Below are 19,172 nucleotides of genomic sequence, written 5' to 3' on the forward strand. Positions count from 1 at the left end.
CTAGCCTTGTCCGTTTGCAGCTTCAATGTAATTATTTTTCAGGTACTGTGATTTCGCCTTTAACGATTTTTTGCTTGTACTCATCAACCAGCTTCAAAACGTCTTCAGGAACGTTTTTGTTGGAAGTGGATGCGAGACCAACGCCGTCTTCAGCCAGACCCAGCCATTTGATACCGCCTTGGAATTTACCGTCGATCAGGTCTTTGGAAACGCGGTAAACTGCCTCGTCGACACGTTTAACCATGGAAGTCAAAGTAACTTCATCACCGAAAGTCAGGGATTGGTCTTTGTCAACACCGATTACCCATACATTTTCGCCTTTTGCTTTGCGGTCTTTTGCTTCGTTAAACACACCGTCACCAGTTCCGCCGGAAGCGTGGAAGATGATATCAGCGCCTTGACCGTACATTTGGGATGCAGTGGATTTGCCGAGGTCTGGTTTGTCAAATGCACCTGTGTATACTTTCAATACTTTTACGCTTGGATCTACTGCTTTTACCCCAGCTTCAAAGCCGAGTTCGAAACGCTTGATTACTGGGATCTCAACTCCGCCTACAAAACCAACTGTTTTGGTTTTGGTCATTTTCGCAGCAACTACCCCAGCCAAGAAGGAACCTTCATGCTCTTTAAATAGAACGGATTCCACGTTTGGAGCGTCTACTTCTGCGTCAATGATCGCGAGTTTTGCATCTTTGTTTTCATCTGCCACTTTTTTCAGGTGGTCTCCCATCAGGAAGCCGATACCCCAAGTCAGATCCCATTTGTCTTTAACAAATTGAGTCAGGTTTGGTACATAATCAGCATCGCTAGTGGATTGAAGATAGTTTATGTTGTCTTTCGGCAGGTTCAGGTCAGTTTGCAGTTTTTGCAGACCTTCCCATGCGCTTTGGTTGAAGGAGTTGTCGTTTACCCCGCCAACGTCGGTTACCATACCGATTTTTACGGTTGGTGCTGCACCACCTGCTGCTCCGCCAGTTGCCCCACCTGCTTGACCTTGTGGTTGTGCTTCTGGTTTGCTACCACACCCAGCCAGAACGAGAGACAGGCTGAGAGCTGTCACAGACAGCACAGAAAGAACTTTCTTCATCTGAGAATACCCCCTGTTTTTAGTCGAATGAAATTGTTGAGTGAGGTCGCCCCCACGGTTACAACCGTCTCCGTACGACGTGAAAGTGAATCTTGTCGGCCCTGAAGTAGTTATGGGAGTAGAGAACAGGCCGCTCGCTTTCGTCGTAATGAATCTGTTTGAGCAAGAGAAGCGGTGTAGACTTGTCACAATGTAGCAGATTGGAAACCTTTTCATTGTAGCCCATAGGTTCAATCTCAGCTACAGCATAAGCGATACGAAGCCCCGTCGCACTCTCGAGCCATTTAAAGATAGACTCTCCTACAGCTGTGTAGCCTTCTGGAACCAGGTGTGCGGGAATGCGGTCAACACAATAGACCACAGGCTCCCCATCAGCCGTACGAATGCGCTCCACAATCAGCACGCCTTCGCCCGGATTCAGTGACAGTTTTTTCCGCTCTTCTTCAGCAGACTCGCCAAAGGATGTTTTCAAGATCATCGTGCCCGCTGCATACCCCTGACGCTCAATCGCATCCGTCACACTAAAGAGTTCCCCAATTCCGCCTGAAAAAACAGGTTTTGCATTGATAAAGGTGCCAACTCCATGCCGACGAATGACAATCTTCTCTTCTTCTAGAAGACGCAGTGCTTCTCGAAGAGTCGCCCTGCTAACGCCTAACTGTTTTGACAGTTCTGCCTCGGAAGGGAGTCGTTCACCTGGGCGCAAGTCCCCTGACTCGATATCTCCCTTGATTTTGTCCATTACCAAGAGACAAAGCGATCGAACATTGCCTTTGATGCTCATTGTCATTCACTCCTGCTGTCCATTAGCCATCCCAACAGGTAGGACGTCAGACCTCTGATTCGTATGGGAAACGATACAACAATTTCCTTCAATCTCGTAAAAATTTTAACCTAGGGGCGTGTATCATGCAAGCCAAATATTTATGAATAAATGTGCAGAAACATAAAGATTTGTGCGACTACACGCCCATTATTCTGAATACGTACCCAAGCCTATTCGCCTATCAAGAGATATTACTTTCGATGGATGGCCTTGGAAGTCTGACTTCCCGTGGTTTACTGCCTTCATAAGGCCCCACCACACCTTGTGCCTCCATCATGTCAATCAGCCGTGCTGCACGAGTATATCCCACACGCAATCGACGCTGCAGCAGCGATGCGGAGGCAGTCTGCGCTTCCGAGACTATTTGCACAGCCTGGTCGTACAGTTCATCATCAACCACAGGCTGCTGCTCTTCCTGCACGTCACCCGGAATCATTTCCTCGTTATAGCGCACCTCTTGTTGCTCTTTCACGAAGCGAACGACTTCCTCCACTTCCTTATCGGATACGAACGCCCCTTGCACACGTACCGGTTTGGAAGCACCCATCGGCAGTGAGAGCATATCTCCTCTGCCCAACAGCTTTTCTGCTCCCCCCATGTCCAAAATGGTTCGGGAATCCGCCATCGAAGAAACACCAAAAGCAATGCGGGACGGAATGTTCGCCTTGATGACCCCTGTAATCACGTCTACCGAAGGACGCTGTGTAGCAATGATCAGATGTATGCCGGATGCACGCGCCATTTGGGCCAGTCGGCAGATCGCGTCCTCGACTTCTCCCGGAGCGACCATCATCAAGTCGGCCAACTCATCGACGATTACGACAATGTACGGCAGCGGAGCCCCTTCTACCTGCGCATTGTACATCTCAATATTTCGGCTGCCCGTTTTGGCAAACAGATTGTAGCGGCGTTCCATCTCTGCTACTACCTTTTTCAAGGCAACAGAAGCCCGGCGCGGGTCCGTAACTACCGGAGCCAGCAAGTGCGGGATGCCATTGTAGACGTTGAGCTCAACCATTTTGGGGTCAACCATCATGAGCTTGACTTCCTCCGGCTTTGCCTTGAACAGAATGCTCATAATCAACCCGTTGATACATACGGATTTACCACTACCGGTCGCACCAGCTACCAGCAAGTGAGGCATTTTTGTCAGGTCTGCCACGATCGGTTCGCCTGAAATATCTCTTCCCAGCGCCACCGTGAGCTTCCCAGGTGCATCCTGATACTCGGATGACTCGAGCACCTCGCGCAGGGACACGACGGCGACCTCCGAATTCGGCACTTCAATCCCGATCGCTGATTTTCCTGGAATGGGAGCTTCAATCCGAATATCCTTTGCCGCCAATGCCAGTGCCAGGTCGTCCGTCAAGCTGACAATCCGGCTGACTTTTACGCCTACTGCTGGCTGCACTTCATAACGCGTTACGGCCGGTCCCCGATGCACTTCGGAGACAGTCGCACTCACGCCAAAGCTTTTCAAGGTTTGGACGAGCTTGTTCGCATTGGAAGTGTGGTCCACCTCTTTTCCTGCCCCGCTTGCCTTGGGACGGGAAAGCATTTGCAGACTTGGCAGCTCATAAGGCACTGCAGGCTGTGACTCGTCTGTTTCCAGTGTGCCAAATATCTCTTCCTCCCCTTCCAGGGAGAAAGTAATTTCCTGCTTTGCTGTTTTCTTGCTCGCTGCGCGACTTGGTTGTGGATCTGCTTCTCCCTCTTCCTCCATCGCGATTCGATCTGTGAAATCCTTAATGACTGGTGCGATCGCTGTGGAGCCATCCTCTGACATTCCTTGAGGCTTATCGTGAATGATGGGAACCACGATCGCAGCATCTGTCTCGGCATCCTGTTTCACCTTTCGTGCCTCTCGCGCTTCCTTCGCTTCTTGCTTGCGCTTGTCACTTTCCTCCTGCAGGAGCTGGACCGAATCCTTTACGGTATCCTTTGCTTTTCCGTACATTTGTGCCATTTTGTCGCGCAGGAACATGAGAATATTCACGTACGACAGGTTGAATAAGAACATAATGCCGACCAAAAACAGAAAAACAATAATCAACCCGGTACCGATTGTTCCTACCAGCCCATTGCTGATCGCAAAGACGATCCCCCCCAGCATCCCTCCGCCAACGCCGGTAGTGGATACCTTCTGATTATGATCCAGCCACAGCCTGTCCCACGTGATGCGGAGGATGCTCTGCTCTGCAAACTTACCGTCCGCCGTGACTTGCTTGTAGAGAATCATATGATCCCATGTGCAAATTGCCATGGCGATCAGAACGATGCCTAGCACGCGATAGGTCAACCGTGGCGCCTTCCTCGTAAACATCATGTGGAGCGCCATTCCAATCAGAAGAACTGGAATGAGAAAATCCCAAGACCCAGCTATGAAACGGAAGAGGAATGCGAGGATGTTTTTCCCCAGCCATCCGCTTTCCAACAGCCCGATCAAAGATAGGACAATAATGATCAGCCCGAGCAGTTCTATTTTGACGACCGAGGCCAATGCCGCTTGCGACTGCTCCCTTTTTCTTCTACTCAGATGGCACGCCTCCTTTTCCTATATTTCTGATATGTACACCAAATGGTAAAAAGGCAGCCGTCCGCTGTTCGGCTGCTGTTCGTACACATCTAGTATAACACAGGAAATTCATAGAAATACAGGACTTCTTAGGAGTTCCACTCTGGCTGGAATTGAACAGTCTGGCCTGGTGCAAAGTGAGGTTTCAGGTAGTCCTGCGGGTCTGGACTAATGAGCCTGACGATCTTTCCTTCGAAAGGACCTGTCTGCTCCACCAGCATCGTGGCATGCCCGAATGTTACTTCCTTGAGCTCTTGCTTCTCGACCAGATCCATGTTGGCAAATACCGTTTCGGAAGGCATCACGGAATGCAGGATCATTGCAGCACCTCATCTTTGCCTTTACGTGCGTTTTCCATCAGCTCATTGAGCTTTTTTAATGCGCTGCCAAGCCCACCTACTTCATCAATCAGTCCGTACTTGACTGCATCTGCGCCAATGACATTGGTCCCGATATCACGGGTCAGTTCGCCTGTTCGTGTCATTAATTCGCGGAATTGCTGCTCAGAGATTTTGGAGTGCCGGGCGATGAAGCTGACTACGCGATCTTGCATTTTATCCAGATACTCAAAGGTTTGCGGCACGCTGATCACGAGCCCCGTCAAGCGAATAGGATGAATCGTCATCGTTGCCGTTTCGGCAATAAATGAGTATGTACCCGCTACTGCGATCGGCACACCGATGCTGTGTCCGCCACCGAGCACCAAGGTTACCACCGGCTTTGAGAGCGAAGACACCATCTCGGCAATCGCCAAGCCCGCCTCCACATCACCGCCTACCGTGTTAAGAATGACAAGCACACCCTCAATCTTGCTGTTTTGTTCGGCTGCGACAAGCTGCGGGATGAGATGCTCATATTTGGTTGTCTTATTTTGTGGTGGTAATTGGATGTGACCTTCTACTTGCCCGATAATACTCATACAATAGATATTGCTTTCCAGCTGTGGGACGTTCGTTTGCCCCAACTGCGTGATGGAGTCAAGCAGTTTTTTCTTAGGATCTTCAGGCCCTGGCGCTTCTGCAGGCGGGGTGGGATTCGGCTCTTGCTCCTCCACAGGAGATGGCGGCGGAGAACTTTGCATTTTCGTCATGGCACTTGCAAAAGGCGGCCGATTCAAATAATCGGTAAATTGTTGCTTTGACATGAATGATCCTCCCTCACTTTCTTCTGTAGTATGGTTTGGGTGAGGGAAAATAATGCACCTTTGGCAGCAAAATGAAAAAAGCCGAGATCCCCTATACATCGAGGGTTCTCGGCTCCGTAATTCTGTTTTCTTACACTTCCATGATAATGGGCAGGATCATCGGACGACGACGCGTTTGTTCGTACAAATAACGCCCTAATGCTTCCTTGACATTATTTTTAAGTGATGACCACTCATTTACGTTTTCTTCCATGCATTTGACAAGTGTTTGGGTCACTATGCGATTTGCCTCATCCAGCAATTCCTCGGATTCACGAACGTAAACAAATCCGCGTGAAATGATATCAGGACCAGACAAAATCGTGCCATTTTGTTTACTGAGTGTAACGACAACTACCAGAATTCCATCTTGCGAGAGTAGCTTACGGTCTCTGAGTACGATGTTTCCTACATCCCCTACACCCAAACCGTCAATGAGGACATTCCCCGCTTGCACCTTAGGTCCATAGCGAGCTCTGCCGCCAGAGATTTCTACCGTATCGCCGTTGTCCAGCAAGAAGATGTTTTCCTCTGGTACACCGACCTGCTCCGCCAAGAGCGAATGGGTCTTCAGCATACGATACTCGCCATGAATAGGGATGAAGTACTTCGGCTTCATCAAGTTGAGCATCAGACGCAGTTCTTCCTGGCTGCCATGACCGGAGACGTGGACGGTTCCGTTTGGTCCATGGCCGCCGTAAATGACTTCGGCACCGATGCGAGATAGTTGATCAATTGTTCTCGCCACATATTTCTCATTCCCAGGAATGGGAGTAGCAGCGATAATGACGGTGTCACCTGGAAGGATGTCAATTTTCCGATGGGCGGATCGGGCCATTCGAGTGAGCGCAGACATGGGCTCTCCTTGGCTTCCAGTTGACAAAATAGCCACTTGTTCAGCATTCAATTTATTAATTTCATCTGTATCAACAATGAGCCCTTCAGGAACGTGCAGATAACCTAAATCACGGCTGATGTTGATGACATTTTGCATACTTCTACCGACAACCGTCAGTTTTCGATTGAATTGAACAGCTGCATCCACGACTTGCTGAATTCGATGTACGTTGGATGCAAAGGTAGAAATGATAATGCGTCCAGTAGCTTTACTGAATACATCTTTTAACGCGATGCCGACGGAACGTTCCGATCCGGTAAAACCGGGCCGCTCGGCATTCGTACTGTCAGAAAGAAGACAGAGCACACCACGGTCCCCAATCATCGCCATTTTTGCGAGATCGGCTGTCTGATTGTTAACCGGCGTTTGATCAAATTTGAAGTCCCCCGTGTGGACCACATACCCTTCCGGTGTTTCCAAGCAAACCCCGACACAGTCAGGAATACTGTGATTTACCCGGAAAAAGGTTGCTTTTACCTTGCCGAGAACGATCTCCGATTCACCGTTGATCAAAACGCGCTTGGTGTCATTTAGGATGCCTGCTTCTTTCAATTTTGCATCAATAAGTCCCAGGGTAAGTTTTGTAGCATAGACTGGTACATTCAGGTGCTTCAGTACATAACTGAGGCCACCGATATGGTCTTCGTGTCCGTGCGTTACAATAATCCCCCGAACCTTGTCGCGATGCTCCTCGAGGTAAGAGATATCCGGAATTACCATATCAATTCCCAGCATTTCCTCTTCAGGGAATTTTAAACCGGCATCAATCACTACGATGTCTTCCTCGGTTTGTACCACGTACATGTTCTTCCCAATTTCGCCGACTCCGCCCAGGGCGAAAATGAGAACAGAGTGATTCGACTTTGCCAAAACGTGTAACCTCCTATATTTAGTTGTCATGTCCACTCAATTAAACCGCCCCAAATCACTTGTTATCATTATACCCGAAGTGAAAACATGAACACAAGGAAAAAGAGCCATTCCCGAGGGAACAGCTCTTTTTCTTTGTTCTGCAGATAGGAATGCTGCCATTCCTATCCGGTATAAGTACAGCCAAGACTACACCTGCCATCTTGGCACCACAATGTCTCCAATCGCTATTCAAGCAAGGAATGCACAAAAGATTTTTCCTGCTCATTTAACTCAACCAAAGGCAAACGCACTCCGCCGGCCTCGACACCCAGCTTCTCCAGAGCCACCTTCGTCGGTCCGGGGCTCGGGTAGGTAAACAGTCCTTCGAACACGGGCATTAGCCTTCTGTGCAGGCTGGCAGCGGCTGTATGGTCGCCTTCGAGAAATGACTGAATCATTTCCGTCATTTGGCGGCCTACAACATGACTCGCTACACTTACAATCCCCACGCCGCCAATCGAAAGCGTCGGGAGCGTCAAGCTGTCATCCCCACTGTACAGCTCAAAGCCCTCCGGAGCGTGTTCAATGATCTTCGCCATTTGTGACAGGTTGCCAGAGGCTTCCTTGATGCAAACCACATTGGGCAGCTCTGCCAGGCGCAATGTCGTCTCTGCAGCCATGTTCACTGCTGTTCTTCCTGGTACGTTGTACAGCATAACTGGCAGCTCTGATGCTTCCGCTACTGTCTTGAAATGCCCGTATAGCCCTTCCTGTGAGGGTCGGCTATAGTACGGCGCCACAACCATTACCGCGTCGACACCTACAGACTGTACAGCTTGTGTAAACTCGACAGAAGATGCGGTATCGTTACTGCCCGTACCTGCAATGATATGACACTTGCCTTTTGCATAAGAGACTACATGCTTGAACAAATCCAGCTTTTCCGCGCGAGACAAAGTGGGTGACTCGCCTGTAGTTCCGCTGACTACAATCCCTTCAGTGCCTGTTGCCAGAAGATGGTCAATGAGGCGTTCCGTTTTTCCGTAGTCAACTTCCAGTTTTTCGTTAAACGGTGTGACCATGGCGGTTACCAATCGGCCAAAACGTGCCACTGCCTTTCCAACTCCTCTACTCTTTGTCAGTCTTACATATGATGTGCGTGCAGATTGAATTGTTGGTGGAGTGCTCGAACTGCTCTGACCATATCCATTTCGTGTACCAGCACCCAAATCGTCGTATGGGAATCAGCTGATTGCAGAATTTGAATATCTTCTTGGGTCAGCGCTTCTACTATTTGTGCCATGACACCAGGGACTCCAGTCATTCCCGCACCGATGACCGATACTTTGGCACAATGCGGCAACAGCTGTGGTTCATAGCCCAAGTCCATGAGCAACCGCGCAGCTTTTTCACCCATTTCATCGTGAACCGTATAGGCAACGCCTAAAGGATTCACATTGATGAAATCTACACTGATATTGTTGGTTGCCATGGTTTTAAACACTTGCAGCTGGGTGTCGTAATGACCTTCCCGATTTGCCACCTTCACTTGCGTTATATTGGGTACGTGAGCAATCCCCATGACAAGTCGGTCGTGAACAGTATAACCCATCTTCCCTATTTCGAGCATGGTCGTGACCAATGTCCCGGGGTCGTCCGAAAATGTGGAGCGTACGCGAATCGGCACGTTTGCCTGCATCGCAATCTCCACTGCACGAGGATGGATCACTTTTGCTCCCAGATGAGCCATATTGCAAATTTCGGTATACGTCACCATCGCCAGCGGCTGTGCTTCCTGTACGATGCGTGGATCAGCGGTCATGATTCCTTCCACATCGGTGAAAATATCCACCATTTCCGCCGATAGGGCGACCCCAAGCGCTGTTGCGGTCGTATCACTGCCACCGCGTCCCAGCGTTGTAATCTCCCACTCTTCCGTCCTGCCCTGAAAGCCCGGTACGATGACGACATTTCCTGCCTTCAGTTCTTTGTGGATGCGAGCGGGATCGATTGTCAGGATCTGCGCATTGCTGAAATCATCGCTGGTAATGATGTTCGCTTGACCGCCCGTGAGAATAGTGGCTTTGATTCCACGTGCGTTTAGCATGCTGCACATGACCGTAGCCGAAATGATTTCCCCCGTATGCATCAGCATATCCATTTCCCGACTTGGCAATTGGTTTCCATTATTGCGAACCAATTGCAGAAGTGTATCGGTAGCATAAGGATCACCCTTACGTCCCATCGCCGATACGACAACGACGAGGGCATAGCCCTCATCGATCGCTTTTTCTATATGGTAGATTGCCCGGTTTCGGCAATCCTCCGTCGTCAAGGAAGAACCACCGAACTTTTGGACGAGAATCTTCACTAACCTCTCCCCTATGCTCTTGCTTTGATGAGTTCTTCAGCAATTTGTACTGTATTCCATGCCGCACCTTTGAGAAGGTTGTCAGAAACGATCCACATATGCAGTCCCCGCGGGTGATGGAGATCACGACGCACACGGCCAACAAAGATATCCAGTTTGCCTGTAGCATCGGTAGCAAGCGGATAGCGCTGCTCTTCCGGTACGTCTACGAGAACGACTCCAGGAGCATTCTCAAGCAGAGATTTTACTTCTTCCAGATCGAAATCCTGCTTCAGCTCTACGTAGACAGATTCGCTGTGTCCGTAAACGACCGGAATGCGAACGCATGTGGCCGACACCAATACTGTATCATCACCGAAGATTTTTTTGGTCTCGTTCACCATTTTCATTTCTTCATAAGTAAAACCGTTATCTGTAAATACATCAATTTGCGGAATCGCGTTATACGCAATTTGATGGTGAACAGGCAGTTTACCTACTGGCAGCACGTTGCATTCTGGCTCTTTGCCATCCAAAATGTCACGGCTTTGGGTTTGCAATTCGTTGATAGCGGATTGTCCGGCGCCGGAAACCGCTTGATAAGTAGAAACGATAATACGGTCTATGCCAAAACAATCATACAAGGGTTTCAGAGCAGCAACCATCTGAATCGTGGAGCAATTCGGATTCGCAATGATTCCTTTATTCGCGAGCGCAGCTTCCATGTTTACTTCCGGAACGACCAATGGAACTTCTGGATCCATCCGATAAGCACTGGTGTTGTCGATGACAACAGCTCCGTGGCGCACAGCATGAGGAGCCAATTCCTTACTTACTCCTCCACCTGCACTAAACAAAGCGAAGTCCACCCCAACAAAGCTCTCTGGCGTTGCTTCCTCCAGAACAATTTCTTGTCCCTTGAACGTTACGGTCTTACCGGCGGAACGCCCAGAAGCAAGCAGCTTCAGCTGTTTAATTGGAAAATCGCGCTCTTCTAAAAGTCGAATCATTTGTTGTCCGACTGCGCCAGTTGCGCCTACTACAGCGACATTAAAAGTCAGTTGGTTAGCCATCTCTTACTCTCCTCCTAATCGCGAGAAAACAGGTTGGTTGATTTTTGTTTTTCTGTAGTGTTGGAATTAATAGTTGAATCGTTCGATGAGCAAGGGTTGCAATTGTCGCCCTTCCAAGGAAGCCTCACATGTCTCCAACAGTAAGTCCATGCGAGCGACAAGCGAATTAGGCTTTTTATCCGGAGCATCCTGTCCGAATGGCACAAAATAGATGTTTTTGGCAGCCAACAGCTTGGCAATATTGGCCGCATTTAATCCCAAACCATCGTTTGTTGAAATAGCGATAACCAGTGGGCGCAGATTACGCATAGTCGCTTTTGCTGCCATCAGCACAGCACTGTCTGTAATGGCATTTGCCAAACGACTGGTTGTGCTGCCGGTGCAAGGTGCAATGAGCATCACGTCCAGTAATTTTGAAGGCCCTAACGGTTCAGCCTGGGGAATTGTGGAGATCAGCTCTTCTCCTGTAAGTTCCTTTAGCTGCTGCTGCCAGCTAGCCGATGTGCCAAATCGCGTATCTGTCGTCATGATGGTATTGGAAACAATCGGGATCACACGTGCTCCAGCATCGATGAACCGCTTGATCTGAGGCATGGTTTCCTCAAATGTGCAATGTGATCCTGACAACCCAAATCCGATGGTCTTCCCTTGAAGCTTACTCATGATGATTCCCTCCTGGTTTTCGATTGCTCCGCAATGAGACGAGACAAAGTTTGAGCGAGAATTTGTCCTGCGGTTTTAGGTGCAACGATTCCAGGTAATCCGGGAGCGAGAAGCGCTTTGATGCCTCGTCTTTCGGCGTAGCGAAAATCTGTGCCGCCCGGCTTGGAAGCCAGGTCAAGAATAAACGCCGACTGGGGCATTTGAGCGATCACTTCAGCAGTGAGCAATAATTGCGGGACGGTATTAAAAATAAAATCAGCATTTGTGACCTGTTGCCTAAGTTCGCTTATATGGAAGGGAGTCATTCCCATCTCATATATGCGTGCCAAGTGTTCCTGACGCCGAGCCCCCACTCTGACGCGTGCTCCCAATGCATGCAGTCCTCGAGCCATGGATATACCGGTTCTGCCTAGTCCCAACACAATTGACTGCGATCCATGAATGGTGATGTCCGTATTTTGAATCGCCATCATCAATGCTCCCTCCACAGTAGGGATGGAGTTGTAGATTGCGACTTCATCACGTTCCAAGAGCTCCACCAGTGGAATCTTCTTCGGATCGAGCAGTCTTCTTAAATAGGGCTTTGCCATTCCCGTGTATACCACGCAGTGCTTAGGTAAGCTCGATACGTGCTCATCTTGCAGTTGCAATTGTTTGGAGCAAAAAATACTTTCCACGAAGCCTTGGTCATCTGTCCCAACGATTGGAAGGATGAGGGCGTCCACGTCTTTCAACACATCGCATGTTAATGGTTTCTTCGTTGCCCCTGTGAAATTGCTTTCCAGGTTGTCGAAGCCAACTAACGTGACGCTAGCATCCAGTTGTATGCAACGTTTGATTACTTCCAACTGGCGAGCGTCTCCGCCGATGAAGGCAACATGTATGCCCGTTAGCATGCTGCGTTCCCCTTTCCACACATTTTACTGCATTAAATGATCGAAACGCAAAGGTTTTTCCATGTGAAAAAGTTGACGAAAAACGATGCGGTCTACCCCCATCCTATTCTCTTCCCCCTGGTTCGGTGACAGGTGGCCTACTTTTGAGAAACTTGTATTTCCTGTTGATTTAATTGAATAATGACCATGTCTGGTCCGATCTTTACGATGGAGCTCCAGGGGATGACAATATCCTCACGCTTCTTCCCGAACCCGAAAAAACTGCCCCCTGGAAGGATAATCGACTGGATTTGTCCACTCTCCGGGTGGATGACAAGATCTGAGTCACTGATCACCCCCATTTTTTCGCCTGTATCCAGACCAATGATTTCTTTCCCTCCCAAATCGCTGAGCCGCATGCTGCTCACCCCTTTGTCCTGATTACTTGTTGATATACGCAAAAAAATCCGGCCTATGCCAGATTTTTCTTGTACAATTTGTTTCTATAGTAGAATGTCGTTTTTTATATTGGAAGGGAATCCCTCCAACGGGCTTACCATTGCCATCGCCAATTTGGAGCGGAAGAGCTGCTGGGCTACAGACAATACCGTTTCGTGCGTTACCGAATCGATTTTTGCCAAAACCTCATCTAAGTTGAGGTGACGTTCCAGGAGCAGTTCATTTTTCCCCAGTCTGCTCATGCGGCTGTTCGTGCTCTCCAAGCTCAGCATGAGGCTTCCTTTTAATTGTTCTTTTCCTTTATTGAGCTCTTTATCGGTAATCCCGTGATCCGCAACATCTCTAAGCACTTGGGAGACGATGTCAAAGACTTGCCCGACCTGCTCTTGAGCCGTACCCGTGTATACAGTAAAAGTCCCTGCTTCTTTATAGGAAGAATGATACGAGTATACGGAGTAAGCTAGACCACGCTCTTCGCGGATTTCCTGGAAGAGGCGGGAGCTCATACTTCCACCCAGTACATTATTCAGCAGAATCAGCGAATAGGTATCCTTATGCCCTACTTTAAAACCTGGAAGCGAAATGCACAGATGTGCCTGCTCTGTCTTTTTCTGCTGGAAGATGACATCGGCTGCGAAATCGGGAGTCGTAAGGGTTGGGAAAGTCGAAGAACGCTGGAATACAGAGAAGCGCTTTTGAATGTCCTCGATCAAGCTGTCCTCAAAGTTCCCTGCAACCGTGATCACCGTGTTCGACGGTAGATAACGTTGATCCACATATCGTTGCAAATCGTCCCGCTTCAGGCTTCTCAGGACATCCTCTGTACCTAAGATAGTGTAGCCCAGTGGATGATTCCCATAGGAAGCTTTTGCGATCAAATCATGTACAAGGTCGTCTGGCGTATCCTCATACATGCTGATTTCCTCAATCACTACATTTTTTTCTTTCTCCAGCTCTTCTGCATCGAAGACGGAGTGGAAATACATATCAGAGAGCACGTCCAAAGCAATCGGCGCATGCTGATCAAGCACTCGTGCGTAGTAGCAGGTGTACTCTTTAGATGTAAAGGCGTTCACATTGCCCCCAATTTCGTCAAAGGTTTCCGCAATTTCCTTTGCCGAGCGAGTTGCCGTTCCTTTGAAGAACATGTGCTCCAAAAAGTGTGAAATGCCGTTATTTACATCGCTTTCATATTTCGAACCGGTCCCGACCCAGATGCCAAGCGCAACAGAGCGAACTGACGGAATCCTTTCCGTCACGATTCTAAGACCGTTATCACACGTATGACGTTGTATCACACAAATCCTCCTCGGTTGATCATCTCTCTATCCACTTTTCTAGGGGGAAATCTTGTAAACACGTCTAACTATAGCAAACTTCCCTGGTCTCCACAAGAAATGATCACGCTTACTTACTTCTGGAGACGGTTCGCAGAGATCACTTCTGAAACAGTGGTAGGGACCAGTCCTTTCTGCTTCGCAATCGTCAATAGCTGATCGAGACTCGCTTCCGAAGCTGCTGTCGGGTGCATGAGCACGAGTACACCATTCCCCATCAACCGGCTGATCTTGCGCACAACCCAGCTTGGCGAAGGCTTTTGCCAATCCACCGTGTCGGCTGTCCACAAAATCGTCTTCATTTGGAACGAGGACTGGGCGATTTGCACAACCCTCTGATCGAATGAACCGGACGGCGGTGCAAAGAGCGTCGGTTTCACCCCAATCGTCTTCTGAATGACTTCTTGCGTTTTGCCGATCTCCTGCTGTATCCGCTGTGTACCTAACGTTTTCATATCTGGGTGCGAATAAGCATGATTCCCTATTTCATGTCCTCTCGCGGCGATCTTTTTCGCCTCCTCCGGGTAACGTTTTACCCAGGAGCCATCTAAAAAGAACGTCGTCTTCACTCCGTGTTTGTCTAACGTATTCAGCATGGAATCGAGGTACTCGTTTCCCCACGCTACGTTGATCATAAACGATATCGCTGGCTTGTTCGGATTTCCCCGGTAAATAGGTAAAACCCCAACCTGTTCGAGTGAAACTGCAGGCGGGACCTCTTTGTACACCAACGAATCAGGACTCACAATACCCGTAGCGGTCATTTTATGAATGGAGGCCTCTACATCTACAATACGTCCGTTGTAGCCTGGAATTGCAGACTTCCAGCTTTTATCGTAAACGGCGTCGATGGGCAGCTCTTCCACTCCGACTTTCCACTGCTCGATCAAGCCTCGCAGCCGCTCCCTCTCATCCAGCTGCCCATCCGCCGTTATTGCCTTTTGGCTCTTCATCACATCTATGTATCGATGGATGGGCTTGTAATTGAGCAGAAGCATAAACAGAACTGCGCAGCTGATTGTAAACACAAACCTCCTCTTCGCTGCCGTCATTGGGGCACGCGCCTCCTCCCGTTCGTACAAGTCTCTCTTTGTCCAATGTATGAATCCGGGGGAGGAGTTAGACGAAAAAAGAAAAAAGCTTCCGTACGCGAATTTCTTCGAGTGACGAAGCCTTTTGCTTGTTGTTTATTCAGCTGTTGCTGGTGCAGAGTCTGCTTGCTGAGCAGCTCCCTGCTCCTTCAATACAGCCTTTCGGGAGAGATTGACACGACCTTGGTCGTCGATCTCCGTTACTTTAACTTGTATCTTATCTCCTACGGCGACTACATCTTCGGTTTTGGCTACTCGCTCTTCTGCCAATTGGGAGATGTGGCACAGTCCTTCTTTCCCTGCAAACAGCTCGACGAATGCACCGTATTTCTCTACGCGCTTGACAGTTCCGAGGTAAGTCTGTCCAACAGCGACTTCACGCACGAGGTCTTCGATGATTTGTTTGGCTCGCAGGTTTGCTTCGTGGTTGATCGAAGCGATGAAGACACGGCCATCTTGCTCAATATCGATTTTGACACCAGTCTCTTCGATAATTTTGTTGATGACACGGCCTTGAGGACCAATGACATCGCGGATTTTTTCCGGATTGATGGTCATCGTCATGATTTTCGGTGCGTATGGAGACAAAGTCTCACGCGGAGCAGAGATCGTGCTCATCATGTGCTTTAAGATGTGCAGTCGTCCGATGCGTGCCTGTTCCAATGCCATTTCCAAAATCTCGCGGTTAATACCGGAAATCTTGATGTCCATTTGGATCGCGGTAACCCCTGCTTCGGTACCTGCCACTTTAAAGTCCATATCACCCAGGTGATCTTCCATGCCTTGGATGTCTGTCAGGATCGAGAACGATTTTTCGTCCTTGCCCATGATCAGTCCCATTGCGATACCTGCTACTGGAGCTTTGATCGGCACCCCTGCATCCATCAAGGCAAGAACGCTTGCGCAAATCGATGCCTGCGATGTGGAACCGTTGGATTCGATAACCTCAGAAACCAATCGGATCGTGTATGGGAACTCCACCTCGGAAGGAATGATCGGCTCGATCGCACGTTCACCCAATGCTCCGTGACCAATTTCACGGCGACCAGGAGGACGAAGCGGGCGTGCTTCCCCTACGCTGTACGGCGGGAAATTGTAATGGTGCATGAAGCGCTTGGATTCTTCCAGTCCCAGACCATCCAGGATTTGAACATCACCCAGTGCACCCAGAGTAGCCACACTCAATGCTTGGGTTTGACCACGTGTAAACATAGCAGAACCATGTGTACGTGCCAAAATGTCAACTTCACTGGAAAGCGGACGAATCTCATCGAGGGCTCGTCCATCCGGGCGAACTTTTTCCTCGGTGATCAGGCGGCGAACTTCATCTTTTACGATGTTGCCCAGCACTTCGCCAATCATTTTTTCCTGCTCTTCAAAGGTCTCCGGATTCAAGGCAGCAAAATGCTCCTTGGTTTCCGCTTTAACATTATCAATCGCATCGTAGCGAGCTTGCTTTTCTTCAATGCGTACCGCTTCTTTCAAACGCGCTTCGGCAAAGCCGCGCACTGCTTGATCGATCTCGGAATCTACTTCATGCAGGATCACCTGCATTTTTTCCTTGCCGATCTCCGCAACGATCTGGTTTTGGAACTCAATAATTTTCTTGATTTCATCATGACCCGTCATGATCGCTTCCAGCATGACCGACTCTGGCACCTGGTTTGCGCCAGCTTCCACCATGTTGATCGCTTTATGCGTTCCCGCAACGACCAAGTGGATATCGCTCTTTTCCGCCTGAGCTACAGTAGGGTTAATGATGAATTGTCCGTCTACGCGGCCTACGATGACACCCGCGATTGGTCCTTCGAAAGGAATTTCAGAAACGCAAAGCGCTGCAGATGTACCGATCATGGCAGCAATCTCAGGCGAGCAATCTTGATCAACAGACAGAACAGTATTTACGATTTGTACGTCATTACGGAAACCTTCTGCGAAAAGTGGACGAACCGGGCGGTCAATCAAACGACTTGCCAGAATCGCCTTTTCACTAGGACGACCTTCTCTTTTAATAAAGCCGCCGGGGATTTTCCCGACTGCGTAGAGACGTTCCTCGTAGTTGACAGTTAGCGGGAAGAAATCAAGAGCTTTTGGTTCCTTCGAGACCGTCACTGCAGACAGGATTGCCGTATCGCCGTACCGAACCAGGACCGAGCCATTTGCCTGTTTGGCCATTTTACCAAATTCCAGGGTCAGCTTACGGCCTGCCAGTTCGAAATCAAATGTACGGAATTGTTGCTCCATGTTACTAGCAGTCCTCCTTCACGACAATGTGCATATCTACACTTTGTTTTCTACCTATATGTATTATTTCCTGCCACACACAAAATTAAATGGTTACGCTTGGCAGTCTTCCTGGATAATAAAAAAACCTCTGTCGAGGCTTATTCATGAGGCGCTTTTGCGCTACAGAATATAAAAGCAATCGGCTTTTACATTCCTACTCGTTAAAAAAAGCTCCTATTGAACGTTTCAGAGAGTGCAGACCCAAACAGCTCTGCACACTCCTACACGTTAGAAAAAGCGGGAAGAACCCGCTTTTTACAAGACGCTAATTAGCGACGCAGACCCAGACGGTCTACCAGGGAACGGTAACGTTGAACGTCGGATTCACGCAGGTATGTCAGCAGGTTACGACGTTGACCTACCATTTTCAGAAGACCACGACGGCTGTGGTGATCTTTCTTGTGAGTACGCAAGTGTCCGTTCAGGTTGTTAATGTTTTCGGTCAGGATAGCGATTTGCACTTCCGGCGAACCGGTGTCGTTCTCATGAGTACGGAACTCTTGGATCAGTTGAGTTTTACGTTCTTGAGTCAATGCCATCATGACTCACCTCCTCATTTTTTATACCGTTAGCCGAGTCTGCCGTCGGTGAGCCTCGGTCAGCCAAGCTGCGGTTATCTGTACAACGTTTTGAATTATAGCATACCATTTTGCGAAAAGCAAAGGAGTTTCCTCAATTACGAGAGTACTCTTCTATTTTTTGCTTTGCCATATCCACGTCACGCTGAATTTGCGCGATCAGGGCATCCACACCAGCAAATTTCTGCTCCTCGCGAATGTAAAAAAGAAACTCTACTTCTACATCTTTGCCATAGATTTCGCCCGAGAACTCAAAAATGTGTACTTCTAGCGATTTTTCTTTCTTTTCTAGCTCAAAGGTCGGCTTGATCCCGACATTCATCACGCCGTAGTAGCTTTTCGTATCGACCGTAAAACGTACGCCGTAGACACCGTTTTTCCCGATCAGATAAGGGGCAGCTACCTTGACGTTCGCCGTCGGAAAGCCGATCGTACGCCCACGCTTGTCGCCATGAACAACCGTTCCACGCACTTTATAGGGCCGACCCAGCAGAAGATGGACTTGATCCACATCACCATCGTACAGGTACTCTCGAATGATCGTGCTGCTGACCTTCTCACCCAAACGATTTACAGGCCCGACAATATCCAGCCCATAACGACCCTCGCTCATCTCCTGGAGAGTTTGCGCTGTTCCCATCCCGCGATGCCCGAATGTATAGTCAAAACCAACGACAACATGGCGACAATTCAGGGGCAACAGGCACTCTGAAATGAAATCTTCCGGATACACTGCGGCAAAGCCGATATCGAAGCTCATCACGTAGGCGGTGTCCACACCCATTTTTTCGAATTGCTCCAGCTTGTCAGCGAGTGGAGTCAAATAACGGGTATAGCCACTTTGCCCCAAAACCTCGCGCGGATGAGGATCAAATGTCAGAACCGTACTCTGCCAGCCATTTGCCTTTGCTGTATCAATCGCTTTTTGAATGACCCGCCTGTGACCAATATGTACACCATCAAAGTACCCGAGGGCGATGGCGCAAGGCTGTGACTGTAATTCTGTCGACAATGGATATGTCAGGGAGATCGTTTTCAC

General features: G+C 49.0%; 17 protein-coding genes. All 17 read right to left on the reverse strand.

All coding sequences use genetic code 11. From position 1 onward, the window contains the following. Positions 1-31 precede the first annotated feature (31 nt). The 17 genes from EDM55_RS01360 to EDM55_RS01440 all read right to left on the reverse strand — a co-directional run bounded on the left by EDM55_RS01360 (position 32) and on the right by EDM55_RS01440 (position 19,172). Entirely contained in the window at positions 32-1,087 is a 1,056-nt protein-coding gene (locus EDM55_RS01360) for a BMP family lipoprotein (RefSeq protein ID WP_092266722.1), read from the reverse strand. A 58-nt stretch (positions 1,088-1,145) separates the two neighbouring features. Further along, positions 1,146-1,871 carry a GntR family transcriptional regulator gene (locus tag EDM55_RS01365; RefSeq protein ID WP_092266721.1) on the reverse strand — a complete coding sequence of 242 codons (726 nt, stop codon included), beginning with the start codon at positions 1,869-1,871 and terminating at the stop codon, positions 1,146-1,148. A gap of 223 nt (positions 1,872-2,094) precedes the next feature. After that, the gene (locus EDM55_RS01370) at positions 2,095-4,449 is read right to left on the reverse strand and encodes an FtsK/SpoIIIE family DNA translocase (protein ID WP_122959450.1); all 2,355 of its coding nucleotides are present in this window, start codon (positions 4,447-4,449) and stop codon (positions 2,095-2,097) included. 128 nt (positions 4,450-4,577) lie between these two features. Beyond that, positions 4,578-4,808 carry a YlzJ-like family protein gene (locus EDM55_RS01375; RefSeq protein WP_092266719.1) on the reverse strand — a complete coding sequence of 77 codons (231 nt, stop codon included), beginning with the start codon at positions 4,806-4,808 and terminating at the stop codon, positions 4,578-4,580. Beyond that, positions 4,805-5,632, reverse strand: coding sequence for a ClpP family protease (locus tag EDM55_RS01380; protein ID WP_092266718.1), 828 nt, complete (start codon positions 5,630-5,632; stop codon positions 4,805-4,807). The genes EDM55_RS01375 and EDM55_RS01380 overlap by 4 nt, the downstream gene beginning before the upstream one ends. A 130-nt stretch (positions 5,633-5,762) precedes the next feature. Continuing rightward, positions 5,763-7,439 carry a ribonuclease J gene (locus EDM55_RS01385; RefSeq protein WP_092266717.1) on the reverse strand — a complete coding sequence of 559 codons (1,677 nt, stop codon included), beginning with the start codon at positions 7,437-7,439 and terminating at the stop codon, positions 5,763-5,765. Positions 7,440-7,666: 227 nt separating this feature from the next. Next, positions 7,667-8,533, reverse strand: coding sequence for a 4-hydroxy-tetrahydrodipicolinate synthase (dapA, locus tag EDM55_RS01390; RefSeq protein ID WP_092266716.1), 867 nt, complete (start codon positions 8,531-8,533; stop codon positions 7,667-7,669). 32 nt (positions 8,534-8,565) lie between these two features. Continuing rightward, positions 8,566-9,792 carry an aspartate kinase gene (gene dapG / locus EDM55_RS01395; RefSeq protein WP_092266715.1) on the reverse strand — a complete coding sequence of 409 codons (1,227 nt, stop codon included), beginning with the start codon at positions 9,790-9,792 and terminating at the stop codon, positions 8,566-8,568. Positions 9,793-9,803: 11 nt separating this feature from the next. After that, positions 9,804-10,844, reverse strand: a complete 1,041-nt coding sequence (locus EDM55_RS01400; protein WP_092266714.1) for an aspartate-semialdehyde dehydrogenase — start codon at positions 10,842-10,844, stop codon at positions 9,804-9,806. Positions 10,845-10,910: 66 nt separating this feature from the next. Then, entirely contained in the window at positions 10,911-11,507 is a 597-nt protein-coding gene (locus EDM55_RS01405) for a dipicolinate synthase subunit B (RefSeq protein ID WP_092266713.1), read from the reverse strand. Further along, positions 11,504-12,403 (reverse strand): dipicolinate synthase subunit DpsA, encoded by a 900-nt coding sequence (gene dpsA, locus EDM55_RS01410; protein ID WP_092266712.1) that lies wholly within the window; start codon positions 12,401-12,403, stop codon positions 11,504-11,506. Before dpsA ends, EDM55_RS01405 begins: the two co-directional genes overlap by 4 nt. A gap of 137 nt (positions 12,404-12,540) precedes the next feature. Next, positions 12,541-12,801, reverse strand: coding sequence for a YlmC/YmxH family sporulation protein (locus tag EDM55_RS01415; RefSeq protein WP_092266711.1), 261 nt, complete (start codon positions 12,799-12,801; stop codon positions 12,541-12,543). An 84-nt stretch (positions 12,802-12,885) separates the two neighbouring features. After that, on the reverse strand, positions 12,886-14,139 hold the full coding sequence (locus EDM55_RS01420) for a M16 family metallopeptidase (RefSeq protein WP_092266710.1): 1,254 nt from the start codon (positions 14,137-14,139) through the stop codon (positions 12,886-12,888). 113 nt (positions 14,140-14,252) lie between these two features. Beyond that, complete coding sequence (locus EDM55_RS01425; protein WP_122959451.1) at positions 14,253-15,230, reverse strand: polysaccharide deacetylase family protein; 978 nt, start codon at positions 15,228-15,230, stop codon at positions 14,253-14,255. Positions 15,231-15,365: 135 nt separating this feature from the next. Then, positions 15,366-17,513, reverse strand: a complete 2,148-nt coding sequence (gene pnp / locus EDM55_RS01430) for a polyribonucleotide nucleotidyltransferase (protein ID WP_122959452.1) — start codon at positions 17,511-17,513, stop codon at positions 15,366-15,368. 311 nt (positions 17,514-17,824) lie between these two features. Continuing rightward, entirely contained in the window at positions 17,825-18,094 is a 270-nt protein-coding gene (rpsO, locus tag EDM55_RS01435) for a 30S ribosomal protein S15 (RefSeq protein ID WP_092266965.1), read from the reverse strand. Positions 18,095-18,227: 133 nt separating this feature from the next. After that, complete coding sequence (locus EDM55_RS01440) at positions 18,228-19,172, reverse strand: bifunctional riboflavin kinase/FAD synthetase (protein WP_092266707.1); 945 nt, start codon at positions 19,170-19,172, stop codon at positions 18,228-18,230.

This window comes from Brevibacillus centrosporus (assembly GCF_003710815.1).
GTDB lineage: Bacteria > Bacillota > Bacilli > Brevibacillales > Brevibacillaceae > Brevibacillus > Brevibacillus centrosporus.

What these genes read in the sequence shown, in the direction of transcription:
- EDM55_RS01360 (WP_092266722.1), bottom strand. Translation starts at nt 1,087, where the DNA reads ATGAAGAAAGTTCTTTCTGTGCTGTCTGTGACAGCTCTCAGCCTGTCT.
- EDM55_RS01365 (WP_092266721.1), bottom strand. Translation starts at nt 1,871, where the DNA reads ATGAGCATCAAAGGCAATGTTCGATCGCTTTGTCTCTTGGTAATGGAC.
- EDM55_RS01375 (WP_092266719.1), bottom strand. Translation starts at nt 4,808, where the DNA reads ATGATCCTGCATTCCGTGATGCCTTCCGAAACGGTATTTGCCAACATG.
- EDM55_RS01380 (WP_092266718.1), bottom strand. Translation starts at nt 5,632, where the DNA reads ATGTCAAAGCAACAATTTACCGATTATTTGAATCGGCCGCCTTTTGCA.
- EDM55_RS01400 (WP_092266714.1), bottom strand. Translation starts at nt 10,844, where the DNA reads ATGGCTAACCAACTGACTTTTAATGTCGCTGTAGTAGGCGCAACTGGC.
- EDM55_RS01405 (WP_092266713.1), bottom strand. Translation starts at nt 11,507, where the DNA reads ATGAGTAAGCTTCAAGGGAAGACCATCGGATTTGGGTTGTCAGGATCA.
- dpsA (WP_092266712.1), bottom strand. Translation starts at nt 12,403, where the DNA reads ATGCTAACGGGCATACATGTTGCCTTCATCGGCGGAGACGCTCGCCAG.
- EDM55_RS01415 (WP_092266711.1), bottom strand. Translation starts at nt 12,801, where the DNA reads ATGCGGCTCAGCGATTTGGGAGGGAAAGAAATCATTGGTCTGGATACA.
- EDM55_RS01425 (WP_122959451.1), bottom strand. Translation starts at nt 15,230, where the DNA reads ATGACGGCAGCGAAGAGGAGGTTTGTGTTTACAATCAGCTGCGCAGTT.
- pnp (WP_122959452.1), bottom strand. Translation starts at nt 17,513, where the DNA reads ATGGAGCAACAATTCCGTACATTTGATTTCGAACTGGCAGGCCGTAAG.
- rpsO (WP_092266965.1), bottom strand. Translation starts at nt 18,094, where the DNA reads ATGGCATTGACTCAAGAACGTAAAACTCAACTGATCCAAGAGTTCCGT.